The organism is Sulfurovum sp. NBC37-1 (assembly GCF_000010345.1).
In the GTDB taxonomy this organism is placed as follows: Bacteria; Campylobacterota; Campylobacteria; order Campylobacterales; family Sulfurovaceae; genus Sulfurovum.
Genome location: NC_009663.1, coordinates 456,099 through 470,884, shown reverse-complemented (window position 1 = coordinate 470,884; position 14,786 = coordinate 456,099). Strand labels below are relative to the sequence as shown.

The window sequence follows — 14,786 nt, the reverse complement described above, 5'->3', positions numbered from 1 at the left end:
TTTTATATTTTTTACGTTTACACTAAGAAAAAAACTTTATAATGTACATACATTATTTATAAATGGGTAGGTGGAGATGCAGCAGTTAACCGTTCTTGTCGTTGATGATGATAGAGTATCAACCGCCATACTCAGCCATATGCTGGAAAACTATGCCGACAAGGTCCTCATCGCCGCTGACGGTGAAGAGGGACTTCGACTCTTCATGGAACACCGTCCAGAGATCGTCCTCTCCGACATCAATATGCCCCGCATGGGCGGACTTGAGATGGTCCGGGAAATACGGGCAATCGACGAGCATGTCAAGATCGCCATCTTTACGAACTTCGAGAACCGCGATATCCTCCTCAAAGCCATACAGTATGGTGTGAACCAGTTCTTTTCCAAACCGTTCGAAGCCAAACTTTTTGCCCAGGTCCTGCAGCACCTTGTCGATGAAGTCATGGAGAAACGGCGCATACAGGCAGAATTGACACGTCAGCAGAACATACTGCATGCCATCAATCAGATGTCACACAATTTCCTTCAGCAGACCGACTGGATGACCGCACTGTATGTAGAGATGCATAACCTCAAGATCGCTTCGGAGACATCTGCCGTTTTCATCTATAAAAATGAGGCGGATGACAAAGAAGATCCTCTCTATGCCTCACAACTTTTGGCGATCAATGACAACAAAAAAGCAAGAGCCAGAAAACGTATACACTACAAAAAGAACCATCTTATGCGCTGGAAAAAGGCACTGGAACGCGGTCATTCGGTCAATGGCAGTATCAATGTCTATGACCGTTCAAAACAGAAACTGCTTTCAGCTTTCAAGATAGAATGTCTTCTGATCCTCCCGATCTTTGTAAATCATGAATGGTGGGGATTTCTGGGCATAGGAAGCAATGCCGATCAGCCTCTCAAGAATTCAGATATTGAAATGCTCAGTACCGTCTCTTCCATCATCGGGTCAGCCATCAACAACAAACGCAATATCCAGTCACTTGAAATGTCTTCTCTGGTATTCAAACATACGATGGACGGGGTACTTATCACCAATGCAGACAATCGTATCGTACATGTCAACTCCGCTTTTACAGATATCACCGGTTATCAGCCTTCCGAAGTGATAGGAAAAGACCCAAAACTCCTGAAATCAGGAAACCATACCAAGCACTTCTATGATGAAATGTGGCGAAGGATCACTGACAGCGGATACTGGCAGGGAGAGATCACAAACCGTAAGAAGAACGGTGAGATCTATATTGAATGGCTCACTATCAATACGATCAGGGATGCCGAGGAGAATATCGAGCAGTACATAGGTATCTTCTCCGATGTTACCCATCAGCGCAAAGATGCGCATGACCAGGCTTACCTGGCCACACATGACCCGTTAACGGGACTTTCAAACAGGCTGGTACTCAATGACCGTCTGGAACATGCCATCGAACACGCCAAACGTTTTGACAAGTGTTTTGCACTGATCTTCTGTGATCTTGACAACTTCAAGCCCATCAATGATACCTATGGACATTCCGTTGGTGATAAAGTACTCAAACATATTGCCGATATCATGAAATCGACATTAAGGAAGAACGATACTATCTGCCGTTACGGCGGAGATGAATTCGTGATCCTGATAGAAGAGTTGAAAGAGTTTGAAAGTCTTGAGACCATCCTTGACAAGATCCGTACACTTACCAATCAAAGCTTCACGATCAACGGTATCGAACTGAATGTGGGCATCAGTATCGGTGCTGCTGTCTACCCCAATGATGCCCGGACATCGGAAGAGATTCTCAGCGTAGCTGATCAGGCTATGTATGAAGCCAAAAAAGAGGGGAAGAACAGTATCTCATTCTTTGGGAGTTATGAAAATCTTGTCTGTAACAATACCTACGCTTTAGCCTGAGGAAGACTCATTCAGTAATGCTGTTGCCCTTTCTATATCTTTTTCTATCTGCCCTTTCAGCATATCAAGCGTATCGAATTTTCTGTTCTTTCGTATCAAAGCCCTGAATTCCAATATGATCTCCCCTTCCACCATGCCAATATCTTTATCAATAATATGTGTTTCCACCGCAAAGGAACCATCCGTGCTTACACGGTGTCCCAGAAAGCTGACAGAATGGTACCAGGATGATCCTATCTTTGTTTGTGTCGCATATACCCCTTCCAGAGGAAGCTGATAGTGTTCTACCTTCAGGTTCAGTGTAGGAACCAGTGCTTTTTTACCCAATCCCTGTCCGGGAATCACTCTTCCCTTGATACTATAGTGTCTGCCAAGCAACTTGTTGGCCATGTAAATATTTCCTTCACGAAGATAGGCTTTGATGGTCCTTGAGTGTACAGGAATACCTTCAAGGCATATCTCATCGACAATGACAACCTCTTTGTCAAAAAGTTCCCTCAGTGTTGTGGCACTGCCGGCCTTGTTCTTCCCAAAAGCGAAATCATACCCTACTACGATACGCTCCAGTCGGGGAAAATCCTCATTTAGTTTTTCGACAAAATCTTCCGGGCTCAACGATTTTATCGTATCAAAAAAGTAGAAACAGCACATCTTGTCTGTATAGAGGGATCGTTTGTACCCCGGTGTAAGATACCCACCGTTACGCTCTATGACCACAATGGCATCCACAGCTTCAACGACTTTCATGTGTGCCACGTGCATACCGTCGAAAGAACCGATAGCGATAGATCTGATATTGTTTTGTATTTTCAAATTGTTCCCCTCTTGGTGCGTGGTTACGCACCCTACGCTTTTATAAAATGATAGAGGTACTCCCGGTTTCCCTCTTTGCCTGCCAGGGTAGAGAGTGCCTGAAACTCTTCTTCCCATCCCAGGCTCGATGCCTCTGCTTCAAAAACTTCTTTCTTTCTGGCAATAGCATCGAGATCCTGCACCACCCCTCTGCTGTCTCGTTTGACATCCCTGCCCACTTCGAACTGTGGTTTGTAGAGAATAATAATATCGGCACCCTTCTCTACCAGACGGTCTATGTCGTTCATAATTTGAAGAATGGAAATAAAAGAAACATCGCAGGTGATCATTTCAAAGGGCTTCTCTGTGTTAAAATCACGGATATCCGTCTCCTCATGTACACTGACCCTTTCATCACTGCGTATGGAAAAATGCAGCTGGTCCTTTCCCACATCTACACAGGTAAGCGATGCCACACCGTTTTCAAGTACGATCTGGGCAAACCCTCCCGTACTCGAACCGATATCCAACGCACTTTTACCCTGTATCTCTACAGGATGTTCCGAAAGGAAGCTCTCCAGTTTTCTGGCAGCACGAGAGACATAGAATTTGGCATCCGCTACTTCAACATAAGAATTCGTATCGATCTTGACCGAGGGCTTTGCCTTTTTCCCGTCCACGGTCACCTGTCCTGCCTTGATGGCTTCCAATGCACGGTTCCGGCTCTCGAAATAGCCCTCTTCTACCAGGTATTTGTCCAGCCTCACAGCATTGCCCTCATCTCATCTTCCGTCAGGGTCGGTACACCCAAACTCTCCGCTTTGGTCAATTTGCTTCCTGCATCTTCACCATAAATGACAAAGTCGGTCTTTTTACTGACCGATCCGCTGACTTTGGCCCCCAGCTCCTCCAGCATCTCCTTAATCTTTCCGCGGGACTCGCTCATCGTACCTGTCAGCACTACAATTTTGCCTTTGAAAGGGTTCTCTTTGGCTTCCACTTTCTTTTCAACCGTAGGTTTGATCGTGTTGAACAATTTCAACACCTTCTCCCTGTTGACCCGCATGAACTCCAGCAGTGAATTGGCCATCTCTTCTCCGATGCCGTCGATAGCCACGATATCTTCATACTTCGCATCGACGATACCCAGACCGAATTCCAGCGCCAAAGCCCTGCTTGCCACTTCACCGATGTGCTCTATCCCCATAGCAGTAATAAGACGATGGAGCGGCGCACCTTTACTTGCAGCGATGGCATCAAGCAGATTGCTGATCTTCTTTTCCTTGAAACCTTCCAGATCGGCAAGATCCTCATAGGTCAGACTGTAAAGATCCAGAATGTCATGTATCTTCCCCTCTTTGACCAGCTGCTCGACGATCTTGCTGCCGAGTCCATCGATATCCATGCATCCTTTTTTTGCAAAGTGGATGATAGTATTGATCACACGGTCGGGACACTCAAGGTTCTGGCATTTAATCAGCGCACCCTCATCGAGAAGTTCACTTCCGCAGGTCGGACAGTGCGTCGGCCGTTCGACCGGTATCTCATCACCCGTTCTTCTGTCTATCAATACTTTGGTTATCTTGGGGATCACGTCACCGCTTCGTATGATGATCACATGATCACCGATACGGATATCTTTACGCTCGATCTCATCGAAATTGTGCAGTGTGGCGCGGCTGACCATTGCCCCTTCAATATTGACTGGTTCGATCTCAGCCACCGGTGTGATCACGCCCGTACGTCCCACTTGAAGCGTAATCGCCCTAATCTGTGTGACCTTTTCGACGGCCGGGAATTTGTAGGCACACATCCACCTGGGGAACTTCACTGTATAGCCAAGTTCCTCCTGCTTCTCTATCTCATCCACTTTGATGACCATGCCGTCCATCATCATGGGGATCTCATCGCGTTTGGAGATCAGGAACTGATAGAACTTCTCTATGTTATCGATCGTGTGGCATGCTTCATGGTAGGGCGGTCTTAAAAACCCCTGTCCATAGATAAATTCCATCTTCTCTGAAAGTTTTTTCTGATCAAGTGTATTCTCGCCGATACCCCAGGGGTAGAAGACCAGGCGGCGTTTTGCCGTTACAGAGGAATCCAGTTGTCTCAGGCTTCCCGCTGCAGCATTACGCGGATTGGCAAAGGGAGCTTCACCTGCTTTCAGACGCTCTTCATTGATCTGTTCAAAATCATCTTTTCTGATCACCACTTCTCCTCGGATCTCGATAAGCCCTTTGTAGTCGATCACGAGAGGTACAGAACGGATGGTGCGGACATTGTCTGTCACCTCTTCACCCACGACCCCATCACCCCTTGTAATGGCACGCAGGAGTTTGCCGTCATCATAGAGCAGGTTCATGCTTGCCCCGTCGAATTTCGGTTCACAGAAGTAGTCACACTCCCCGACATTCTTCTCGACACGGTCCAGCCAATCCTGCACTTCCTCTTTACTGAAAACATCCTCCATGCTCCACATGCGCTTGATATGCTTTGCCTTGGTGAACTCGTCACGTACGATACCGCCCACGCGTTTGGTCGGAGAATCTTCCAGCGCTTTGTCCGGATGTTTCATTTCATAATCGAGTACTTCATGGTAGAGCCTGTCATACTCTTCATCAGTGGCAACGGGATTGTCTTCCACATAATAGGCATAGGCCCATTTTTTCAGTGTCTTGACTTTTTCTTTATATTCATCATAGGTCATTGTTTATAATGTACTTTCTCTTTTTTTCCATAGAATTTCGGTTCGGTCTGCAACAGATAGACATCCAGAAATGCCTTCGTCCGTGCCAACAGCTCTCTGGCTTTCATTTTGTAGGCCGCTTTTGTTCCCTCTTTGGTTTTAGCTTCAAAACCGATGACTTTCTGGCCCTTTGCCCTGGCAATGAAAATGGCCCGTTCCAGATGGAATTTTTGTGAAATGATTATATACTCTTTGAGATCAAAAATTGCTTCGGCCCGCATCACGGAATCAAGGGTACGGAAACCGGCAAAATCCTGACTTATGTACTTTGGGGGCACTCCCGCTTTGATGAGATCTTTATACATCGACCGAGTCTCATTGTAGTATCTGCTGTCATTCGTTCCCGAAACGACGATGGCCTGTACCTTCCCCGCTTTCCAGAGCGCCTCCGCCGCACGTATGCGGTACAGGTAGTAGTAGTTCTTCCTGCCTTTGACGATATACTTGTTGGTACCCAGAAGCAGTGCGGCTTTTCGGTGCGGCACCTTCCTGACATCGGCATAGATATAGGGTTTGGCCTGCCAGGAGATATAGAGGTTGATCGCTGCAATGAAAAGTGCCGCTGTCAGCAGCAGTGCCGCAAGCCACTTGAAGAACCGTTTCATTGCTTAAAGCAGTGCCTGAAGTACAGCCAGTGCCTGCCGGTGCTCTTTGACATCATGACAGCGGACGATGGATGCCCCGTTCTCCACCGCTTTGAGATGCAAGACCAGTGTACCGGGCAACCTTTCTTCCGTACTTGCAGGTATGATCTTGTCTATCATTGATTTTCGACTGGCACCGATAAGCACTTCGCAGCCAAAATGGCTGAAATGCCCCAGGTTCTTCAAAAGAGTCAGATTATGCTCCAGGGTTTTGCCAAAACCGATACCTACATCGAGAATGATGTTTTCCCGCTTCATTCCCATCGTTTCACATTTGGCAATACGCTCGGCAAAGAAAGCATCCACCTCGACCATCACATCCTCATATTTCGGACTCTTTTGCATGGTCTGTGGTGTTCCCTGCATATGCATAATGCAGAGTCTTGCACCGTATTCAACTGCCAGCGAGATGATCTTTTCATCTGCTGCTCCGGTAATGTCGTTGACAAGGGAGAAACCGTTCTGCAGGGCATACTCCACCACTTCAGGAGTATAGCTGTCAATGGAAAAGACCGCTTTGTCCGCCAAGCCGCTCTGCCCTACGGCATCACAGATCGGCTTGATGCGTGCCATCTCCTCACCTGTACTCACCGTTTGCGCCCCGGGACGGGAAGAGACCGCCCCGATATCGATGAGTTCTGCACCCTCTTCTATCATACTTTCAATACGTGCTACGGCTTCATCATTCTGAAACCTGCTGCCCGCAAAAAAACTGTCGTCATTGGCATTGATAACACCCATGATCTTTGTCGGGAATGAGGGCAGGGAGAGGAATGCCTTCAGCTGATGTGCCAGTGTTTTCAGCCCGAAAGGCTGTGCCAGCTCTTTTCGCGAAAGAGTCTCCATATGCTTTTTCGTACCGATGAGTATGCAGTCATGCAGCGGTTTCTCACAGGTAATGACCCCGCCCGGCACCGCCAGCTCCGCACCAATGCTCAAAGCATCCTGCTTGAGAATGTTCGCTGCCGGGGTTTTGAGGTCCTTGATATAGAAATAGAAAAGCTCCATCTTCTTTGCCATAATGGCAATGCCGCCGCTCTCCACACCAAGTGTTTTTAAGGCTTTCTTTTTATCGGAAATCGTACCAAGTTTATAAATATGCATATAGACAACTCCTCCATGTAAATCACGCGAATGCGTGCCTCTTGTCATCCCGAACGCCATTGTAAGCGAAGCGATTCGAGAGGGATGACGATTTTTTTGCTTCGTTTTTTTCTAAAAAAAATGAAGAGAGAAACAACGCCTCAAGTCAAATAAAAGGAAATACAAAAAAACAAATATAATTATTTTACCGTTTTTTTCTTGCCAGAAGTTTCAACAGCAATGTCGTCAAAACGAACTGCGGAGGCGACCCTACATCCAACGCTACAAAAGCATTGGAAAAAAGTGCCAGTGTCTTTTCATCCAGATCATACTGCTGTGACCGTATCGCCTCTTTGGAAATGTTCTCTATCAGGAGCTTCATCGCTTTGGCATCGGTACGTTTATGGGACTGAATGAATTCATAAGCCGTTGCCAGACTGAGCTGCGGCAGGTCCAGTCCCAGATCTGTCTCTATTTTTTCTTCATTGAGAATGACAATAGGCAGACGGGAACGGATGGTAGAAAGAATGGTTGCTTTGCTTGGCGTAATAAGAATGAACTCTTTTTTGGTGGGAGGCTCTTCGATGACCTTAAGCAGTTTATTCTGTACGATAGTCGTGAATATCTTGGCTGCAAGGATGATGACTGTTGTCTCTTCGCTCGCCATATAGGCTTTTTCGATGGCCAGCCTGGCATCATCGACAGAAAAAGCTTTTTCGCCTTCCAGTATCTTGACGATACGCTCTGTCGTTGCGGCGGATTCAAGTGCAGATATCGTACCTTCGATATCGTTGGTGATGAGTACCTGGCTGATCAATCTCATATTCAGAGTTCCAGATCTCCGAAAAGTGCTGCCGAGAGTGTCGCATCGAAAAGCTTGTAGAGCTGCAGCAGTTTGATGTCCAGCAGCGGATCGGAGGAACGGAAAGCGAAACTGTTCTGAACCTCCTCATCCATGATCCATAGAAAACTGTCTTCATTTCTGTATGCGATCTTCGTATAGGGATGGTCACCTTTACCAATGTACCATATGAAGTAGCCGTTCGGATAGGAGATCTCGAACATATCTTCAAGCAGCTGTATGTTTTCTGTGGATTTCACGGACTTGAGATTGGGAAAACATTTACTCAGATTATAGACTGGAAGCAACGGCCTGTTCTTGCGTAGATCATTGACACTGTTGATGATATATTGGCCGAACCATTTATGATGTTCGTCCGTCACGACCAGTACAGTCTTGCCTTCCAGCATTTGAGAAACAGCTGATTTGACCAGAGGTGCCCATTCATAGCGATACTCTTCCATCCATGAGAAGTCAGACTCCTCATTCCGTATCGCTTCAAGCGTCCAGCTCAGCAGTTCTTTCATCATCTGGAATTATTTGTCCAGCCCATAGGCTTCATGGAGCGCACGGATCGCAAGTTCACCGTACTTCTCATCGATGATCATAGAGATCTTGATCTCTGAAGTGGAGATCATCTGAATGTTGATGTTGCTGTTCGCCAACACAGTAAACGCTGTAGCTGCCACACCAGAATGTGATTTCATACCTACACCGACCACGGAAACCTTGCAGACATGTTCGTCAAAGTCCGCTCCCTGTATCTCATGGTTGAATGTCTCTACCAGCTTTTTGGCATTCTCCAGTTCGCTCTGGGGTACGGTAAATCCAAGGTTGGTCAAACCGTCCGTTCCGACATTCTGGATGATCATATCGACATTGATGTTCGCGTCCGCCAGCGCAGAGAAGATCTCTGCCGCGATCCCCGGTCTGTCCACAACACCCCTGAGTGTTACCCTTGCCTGATTTTTATCCAGCACTACACCGCTGACCATGACTGCTTCCATATTCTCATTCTCCTTCGTTATCAATGTACCTTTATCATCACTGAAACTGCTTTTTGCATAGAGTTTCACATTCAACTTCTTCGCCAGTTCAACCGAACGGTTCTGCAATACTTTGGCTCCCAGCGAGGAGAGTTCAAGCATTTCGTCATAAGATATGGTATCGAGTTTTTTGGCATGGGGCTCGATACGCGGATCGGTCGTATAAATACCATCCACATCCGAATAGATCTCACACTGGTCTGCCTTGAGTGCAGCAGCCAGGGCAACAGCGGAGAGGTCCGAACCTCCACGGCCCAGCGTTGTGACCGAACCGTTCTTGTTGATCCCCTGAAAGCCTGCTACGACTATGATCTTTCCCTCTTTGATGGCATTCTGCATCGCTTTGGGATCGATCGATTCGATCCGTGCATAGGTATGGGTATCATCTGTAACGATCCCTGCCTGGCGCCCTGTCATGGCCTGGGCATCATAGCCTTTGGCCTGCAGCGCAATGGCAAGCAGTGCTGCAGTGATCCTCTCACCAGAACTCAACAGCATATCCATCTCTTTCTTTGCAGGATTCTTGCTGAAATGTTCCGCATACTCTATCAGCTTGTTCGTCTCACCGCTCATGGCTGAAACGACAATGACCAGGTCATGCCCCTCATCCCGAGCTTTGGCCACACGGTTCGCTACATTCTCAATGCGGTCCAGTCCACCTACGCTTGTACCACCATACTTCTGTACGATCAACATAAAAATATTTCCTTACTACAAATTTATACTGTTTTAGAACAGTACTCTACGTCTTTAGATCAAACCCTCTTTAATGAAGTGATCTATTACCCTGCGATACACTTTACGTTTAAAATAGGTCACCTTTTGGAACAGCTCATCATACTTGACAAACGTATACTCTTTAAACTCCGGGATCTCAAATGCCTGCAGGTTTATCTGTGCCTCCTCTTTGAGGCGGACCAGAAAATATTTCTGTGTCTGGCCGTCAAAAGGGTACACTTTCCCCCTTGCTGTTTTAGGAAAATCGTATGTGATCCACTCCGGGAATTCCCCCAGTATCTCAACATTATTGCATCCTATTTCCTCAAGCAGTTCCCTGTAGAGTGCATCTTCAGGCGTTTCACCCTCATCGATGCCGCCCTGTGGGAACTGCCAGGCATTTCTGATATCAGTTCGGTGTGCGACAAAAAATTCACACTTTTCCGGATATTTAGAAGAGAGTATGACGGCTGCAACATTAGGCCTATAGCTCTTTTTATTTTGCATACTAAATTACTCATCTTCGATAAAATTTTAAAATTGAAGCCACTTCGAACATGACTTCGACAATTTAGAGATAAACTCCCAAATTTCTGATATGATTCTATCTAAAATTCGGTTATAGCCTTTTGAAAAGAGTAAAAATTGTTAGCATATATCCACATCCCCTACTGCGATTCCAAATGTCACTACTGCAGCTTCAACTCCTATGTTGACAAGTTCGACACACGCAGTGAGTACATGCAGGCACTCTACCGTCAGCTCTCATTTGAACTGGAACGTTTTCATACTCAAAAAGAGAGTATCGAAACCCTTTTTATCGGAGGAGGAACACCTTCGACGGTCTCACCGGAACTCTACGAGCCGATCTTCGATCTGCTTGATCCCTATCTGCAAAAAGATGCGGAGATTACTACCGAAGCCAACCCCAATTCGGCAAGCAACTCATGGCTTCAAGGTATGAAAACCCTTGGTGTCAACCGTATAAGTTTCGGTGTACAGAGCTTCAATACCGACAAACTCAAAGCACTCAACCGTGCTCATACTCCGAAACAGGCAAAAAAAGTCGTACTTGCTGCCAAAGAGCTTGGTTTTGAACACATATCGCTTGACCTTATCTATAATTATCAGGGAGATACGAAAGAACTGTTATCGGACGATATCCGACAGGCATTTGAACTGCCTGTCGACCATATCTCTGCCTATGAACTCACCATTGAGGACGGGACCAGATTCTCTTCTTCCCCGGAAGTGAGACAGGAGGATGAAAAGCTGGCATTTTTTGTTGCGAACGAGATCAAAAAGCGGGGATTTATCCAATACGAGATATCCAATTTCGGTACCTACCAGAGTCGGCACAATAAAGGATACTGGAACTTGAAAAATTACATTGGTGCCGGAGCGGGTGCCGTCGGTTTTCTCAAAGATACCCGCTATTACCCGCAAACAGATATCGACAGCTACATCCAGAATCCCCTGCAGATTACCGAAGAACATCTCAGTCAGGAAGAGTTGTTGACCGAAAAAATATTTTTGGGTCTGCGTAGCACTATCGGTATTGAAAGATCGATCCTGACTTCAGAGATGAAAAAAAGAGCGGAGCTGCTTTATGGAGAAAAAAAACTTGAACATGATGGAAGCCGCTACTACAATAAGGATTTTTTCCTCAGTGACGAGCTGGCGCTCTATATTTTAGGGAACCTCTAACAATAATTTGCTAAAATACACCCAATCAATTTAAAGGCATTCGATGTTTGGCATAGGTTTTACCGAAATACTTCTCATCTCTATCATTGCGATCCTCTTTTTGGGACCGGACAAACTTCCTGAAACAATGGTTCAGATAGCAAAATTCATCAAGGGGGTCAAAAAGACTGTTGGTGACGCAAAAAGTGCGCTCGACGAAGAGATGCGCATTGCCGACCTGAAAGATGAAGCGCTCAATTACAAACAACAGCTTGACTCTGCAACCGACGAGCTCAAAAGCTTCAAGAACATTGGCCTGGACGACATGGATGATCTTCTCGGCGATACCGATACCAAAGAGACGAACAAACCTGCCAAAGACTCTTCCACTGCGAACGAAACACCCGTTACCCCCGTAGAAGCCCCCAATGATACTGTGACCTTCAAGAAAAAATCCAAGAAAAAGAAAAAACCTGCTGAAGAGAACGATACGGCAGGAAAAACAAAAGTTGCAAAAAAGAATAAAGACAAGAAAAGTGAGGACAAAGCCTGATGTTTGATGATCTCCGTCCCCACCTGGTCGAGCTTAGAAAAAGGCTCGGACTCTCTGTACTTTCCGTTTTTATCGCATTCATTATTGCTTTTACTTTCCACAACCAGATACTTTCCTGGATCACACAACCCCTGAATAATGCCCTGGTCGAAGTGGGCCGTATCATCGAGTCTCAGGAAAAAGCGACCTGGACCATGAAATCCGATGAAGTCAATGTAACGAAAACGCCGGCCGTACAGGCAGCCGATAAACTGAAAGACAACCTGTATGAAGCAGCCAAAGTGGCCGACCCGAAACTGGCTCCCCTGCTCAAGAATGCAGCCGATGCAGCCGAATCACTCGATAAGATCATCACAAAACGTGATGTTGAATCAGCACGCCCGAACCAGCATAATTTTGAAGGAAAGATCACAACCCACCAGGTCGGCGGTGCCTTCTTCGTTGCCCTGAAAGTGTCTTTCTTTGCCGGGCTTCTGGGTGCCATGCCTTTCATTCTCTACCAACTCTGGCTCTTTGTCGCTCCGGGGCTCTACAGCAATGAGAAAAAAATGGTTATCCCCTTTGTGGTCGGCGGTTCGGTCATGTTCTTCATCGGGGTTATGTTTGCCTATTATATTGTTACACCGTTCGGTTTTCAGTTCCTTATCACCTTCGGGTCTTTCCTCTATACCCCATTCATCAACATCGAGGATTATGTAGGCTTCTTTACCAAGATCATGCTGGGCTTCGGTGTAGCGTTCGAACTGCCGGTATTCGCCTATTTCCTTGCCCTGCTTGGGCTGGTAACGGATCGTACACTGATCGATTTCTTCAAGTATGCCATCGTCATCATCTTTGTGCTTGCCGCGCTCCTGACACCTCCGGATATCCTGACACAGCTGTTAATGGCCGCACCGCTTGTCATCCTTTACGGTATCTCCATTCTCATCGTTCGTATGGTCAATCCGGAGAAAAGCGAAGACGACGGAGAGGATGAAGAAGAAACAGAAAGCAAAGAGACAGCATCCGAAAAGTTGCTTCCCGATGAGTTAGACAAACCGTAAATGTCCCCCAATGAACTCTCGGCAGAACTGCTGACAAAAAACTACGATTATGAACTCCCGGAGGGGTTCATAGCTACAGAACCCGTGCACCCCAGAGACGAAGCCAAACTACTGGTATATGACAGGAGGAACGACACGGTCACCCACACTACTTTCAGGCACCTGCTCGATTTTCTTCCCCAAACATGCGATATCTTTCTCAATGATACACGTGTCATCAAAGCACGCATCTTCGGACACAAGCTCTCTACAGATGGTCAGGGGGGAGGCAAAGTCGAACTGCTCTTTAACAAGCCTCTGGATGCCCACCACTATCTGGTTTTGATACGCGGCAAGGTTAAAACAGGGACCCAACTGCTTTTCGACGACAGCCTGATGGCAACGGTCACAACCCTCAACAAAGATGGCTCACGTATCGTCACTTTCACCCGCCACGGCAAAGAGATACGCTTCGAAGAACTGGTACAAATACTCGATGAGATCGGTCATATTCCCCTGCCTCCCTATATGCAGCGAGAGGACAAAGCCGAAGATGAAAAAGACTATCAGACCCTCTTTGCCAAAAATGCCGGAGCGGTCGCCGCGCCTACCGCCTCCCTGCATTTTACCCCTGAACTCTTTGAAACACTGCAGCAGAGGCACAAAACGCACAAGGTCACACTGCATGTAGGTGCGGGCACTTTCAAACCCGTTGAAGCAGAGAAGATACTGGACCATCCGATGCACTCAGAGTACTTCGATATTCCACCAGAAGCGGCAAAAGTACTTGACAGTGACACAGAGATCCTCGCCATCGGCACCACTGTGACAAGGACCATAGAGTATTATGTCCGGACCGGGAAAACAGAGGGAGAGTGCGACCTTTTTCTCAACCCGCACAATCCGCCTCAAAGAGTCACCCATCTACTCACCAATTTCCATCTGCCCAAAAGTACGCTTATTATGCTCGTAAGTGCTTTCATCGGAAGAGAAAAAACGTTACAATTATATAAAGAGGCTATCGAAAAGAACTATCGTTTTTTCTCGTACGGGGATGCGATGCTCATACTCTAAAGGAGTTTCAATGAAAACAGCAGCTTACCTATATTATTTTTCTTTTCTGATCATTTTGGCATTTCTCTTCAGCGGATGTTCCCCCAAACCCTACAGCTATCCAAACTATGACATTATCAAACCTGAAAAAGTATGTCAACCCAACAGGGAGAACATTCAGAAACTTCTTAACCAGTATCTGGGAAAACCCTATATCTGGGCAGAGGAAGGGCCTTACGCCTTCGACTGCTCCGGTCTGACCTACAATATTTACGGATCAATGGGGGTACAGTTGCCAAGAACCGCCTGTGAACAGGCAAAAGTGGGAAAGACCGTCGCATTCAAAGATCTTACATACGGCGACCTCATCTTCTTCGGCTCAACAAACAAACGGAGCAAACGCATCAACCATGTGGGTATGTACCTGGGTGGCGGATGGTTCGCACAAGCCAGCAGCAAGCACCGAAAAGTAGTGATCAGCAGCTTTGAGAAAGAACCGCGGTACAGGAAGCGTGTCAAAATCTGCAAGCGATATATGAGCAAAGATGAAAGAGCCTTTTATATGAACTGCAGCGCACCGTTGAAAAAAATGGAGATCTCGAGTACCTACGATACCACTCCATGGCAGCCGGGAATGACGATCCCCAAAAAGGCAGTACCGTCAAGAAGATAAAGGCTGTTTTAAAGCCTTTACTCTATA

The 14,786-nt window shown here is 46.6% G+C and carries 15 protein-coding genes; 6 read left to right on the top strand and 9 right to left on the bottom strand.

Going from position 1 to position 14,786, the window contains the following annotated elements; translation table 11 throughout:
* Positions 1 to 76: 76 nt before the first annotated feature.
* On the top strand, positions 77 to 1,900 hold the full coding sequence (locus SUN_RS12935; RefSeq protein ID WP_011980157.1) for a diguanylate cyclase domain-containing protein: 1,824 nt from the start codon (positions 77 to 79) through the stop codon (positions 1,898 to 1,900).
* Here SUN_RS12935 and SUN_RS02390 read toward each other — a convergent pair.
* The 9 genes from SUN_RS02390 to SUN_RS02350 form a co-directional block, all read right to left on the bottom strand.
* Positions 1,892 to 2,713 (bottom strand): bifunctional riboflavin kinase/FAD synthetase, encoded by an 822-nt coding sequence (locus SUN_RS02390; protein WP_011980156.1) that lies wholly within the window; start codon positions 2,711 to 2,713, stop codon positions 1,892 to 1,894. The two genes, SUN_RS12935 and SUN_RS02390, sit on opposite strands and share 9 nt — an antisense overlap.
* A gap of 32 nt (positions 2,714 to 2,745) precedes the next feature.
* A complete protein-coding gene (locus tag SUN_RS02385) occupies positions 2,746 to 3,459 on the bottom strand; it encodes a 23S rRNA (cytidine-2'-O)-methyltransferase TlyA (protein WP_011980155.1) in 714 nt (237 codons plus the stop codon).
* The gene (ligA, locus tag SUN_RS02380; RefSeq protein ID WP_011980154.1) at positions 3,456 to 5,402 is read right to left on the bottom strand and encodes an NAD-dependent DNA ligase LigA; all 1,947 of its coding nucleotides are present in this window, start codon (positions 5,400 to 5,402) and stop codon (positions 3,456 to 3,458) included. The genes SUN_RS02385 and ligA overlap by 4 nt, the downstream gene beginning before the upstream one ends.
* Positions 5,399 to 6,046, bottom strand: coding sequence for a SanA/YdcF family protein (locus SUN_RS02375; RefSeq protein WP_011980153.1), 648 nt, complete (start codon positions 6,044 to 6,046; stop codon positions 5,399 to 5,401). Before SUN_RS02375 ends, ligA begins: the two co-directional genes overlap by 4 nt.
* Before the next feature lie 3 nt (positions 6,047 to 6,049).
* Positions 6,050 to 7,189, bottom strand: a complete 1,140-nt coding sequence (gene folP, locus SUN_RS02370) for a dihydropteroate synthase (protein WP_011980152.1) — start codon at positions 7,187 to 7,189, stop codon at positions 6,050 to 6,052.
* A gap of 184 nt (positions 7,190 to 7,373) precedes the next feature.
* Positions 7,374 to 7,991: a DNA polymerase III subunit delta' gene (locus SUN_RS02365; protein ID WP_011980151.1), complete on the bottom strand. Its 618-nt coding sequence runs from the start codon at positions 7,989 to 7,991 to the stop codon at positions 7,374 to 7,376.
* 2 nt (positions 7,992 to 7,993) lie between these two features.
* Entirely contained in the window at positions 7,994 to 8,539 is a 546-nt protein-coding gene (locus tag SUN_RS02360) for a HobA family DNA replication regulator (protein ID WP_011980150.1), read from the bottom strand.
* 6 nt (positions 8,540 to 8,545) lie between these two features.
* A complete protein-coding gene (locus SUN_RS02355; protein WP_011980149.1) occupies positions 8,546 to 9,751 on the bottom strand; it encodes an aspartate kinase in 1,206 nt (401 codons plus the stop codon).
* A gap of 54 nt (positions 9,752 to 9,805) precedes the next feature.
* The gene (locus SUN_RS02350) at positions 9,806 to 10,279 is read right to left on the bottom strand and encodes an RNA pyrophosphohydrolase (protein ID WP_011980148.1); all 474 of its coding nucleotides are present in this window, start codon (positions 10,277 to 10,279) and stop codon (positions 9,806 to 9,808) included.
* A gap of 138 nt (positions 10,280 to 10,417) precedes the next feature.
* Between SUN_RS02350 and hemW the strand changes: the two genes are divergently transcribed.
* From hemW to SUN_RS02325, 5 genes are read left to right on the top strand one after another with little or no spacing between them, the layout of a single operon-like run.
* The gene (gene hemW / locus SUN_RS02345; RefSeq protein WP_011980147.1) at positions 10,418 to 11,479 is read left to right on the top strand and encodes a radical SAM family heme chaperone HemW; all 1,062 of its coding nucleotides are present in this window, start codon (positions 10,418 to 10,420) and stop codon (positions 11,477 to 11,479) included.
* 43 nt (positions 11,480 to 11,522) lie between these two features.
* On the top strand, positions 11,523 to 12,011 hold the full coding sequence (tatB, locus tag SUN_RS02340) for a Sec-independent protein translocase protein TatB (protein ID WP_011980146.1): 489 nt from the start codon (positions 11,523 to 11,525) through the stop codon (positions 12,009 to 12,011).
* Complete coding sequence (gene tatC, locus SUN_RS02335) at positions 12,011 to 13,054, top strand: twin-arginine translocase subunit TatC (protein ID WP_011980145.1); 1,044 nt, start codon at positions 12,011 to 12,013, stop codon at positions 13,052 to 13,054. The genes tatB and tatC overlap by 1 nt, the downstream gene beginning before the upstream one ends.
* Positions 13,055 to 14,107, top strand: a complete 1,053-nt coding sequence (gene queA, locus SUN_RS02330) for a tRNA preQ1(34) S-adenosylmethionine ribosyltransferase-isomerase QueA (RefSeq protein WP_011980144.1) — start codon at positions 13,055 to 13,057, stop codon at positions 14,105 to 14,107.
* 10 nt (positions 14,108 to 14,117) lie between these two features.
* Complete coding sequence (locus SUN_RS02325; protein ID WP_011980143.1) at positions 14,118 to 14,759, top strand: C40 family peptidase; 642 nt, start codon at positions 14,118 to 14,120, stop codon at positions 14,757 to 14,759.
* Positions 14,760 to 14,786: the final 27 nt, after the last annotated feature.

Coding starts and splice junctions, on each gene's coding strand:
- SUN_RS12935 (WP_011980157.1), top strand. CDS start 77: ATGCAGCAGTTAACCGTTCTTGTCGTTGATGATGATAGAGTATCAACC.
- ligA (WP_011980154.1), bottom strand. CDS start 5,402: ATGACCTATGATGAATATAAAGAAAAAGTCAAGACACTGAAAAAATGG.
- SUN_RS02375 (WP_011980153.1), bottom strand. CDS start 6,046: ATGAAACGGTTCTTCAAGTGGCTTGCGGCACTGCTGCTGACAGCGGCA.
- folP (WP_011980152.1), bottom strand. CDS start 7,189: ATGCATATTTATAAACTTGGTACGATTTCCGATAAAAAGAAAGCCTTA.
- SUN_RS02365 (WP_011980151.1), bottom strand. CDS start 7,991: ATGAGATTGATCAGCCAGGTACTCATCACCAACGATATCGAAGGTACG.
- SUN_RS02360 (WP_011980150.1), bottom strand. CDS start 8,539: ATGATGAAAGAACTGCTGAGCTGGACGCTTGAAGCGATACGGAATGAG.
- SUN_RS02355 (WP_011980149.1), bottom strand. CDS start 9,751: ATGTTGATCGTACAGAAGTATGGTGGTACAAGCGTAGGTGGACTGGAC.
- SUN_RS02350 (WP_011980148.1), bottom strand. CDS start 10,279: ATGCAAAATAAAAAGAGCTATAGGCCTAATGTTGCAGCCGTCATACTC.
- tatB (WP_011980146.1), top strand. CDS start 11,523: ATGTTTGGCATAGGTTTTACCGAAATACTTCTCATCTCTATCATTGCG.
- tatC (WP_011980145.1), top strand. CDS start 12,011: ATGTTTGATGATCTCCGTCCCCACCTGGTCGAGCTTAGAAAAAGGCTC.
- queA (WP_011980144.1), top strand. CDS start 13,055: ATGTCCCCCAATGAACTCTCGGCAGAACTGCTGACAAAAAACTACGAT.
- SUN_RS02325 (WP_011980143.1), top strand. CDS start 14,118: ATGAAAACAGCAGCTTACCTATATTATTTTTCTTTTCTGATCATTTTG.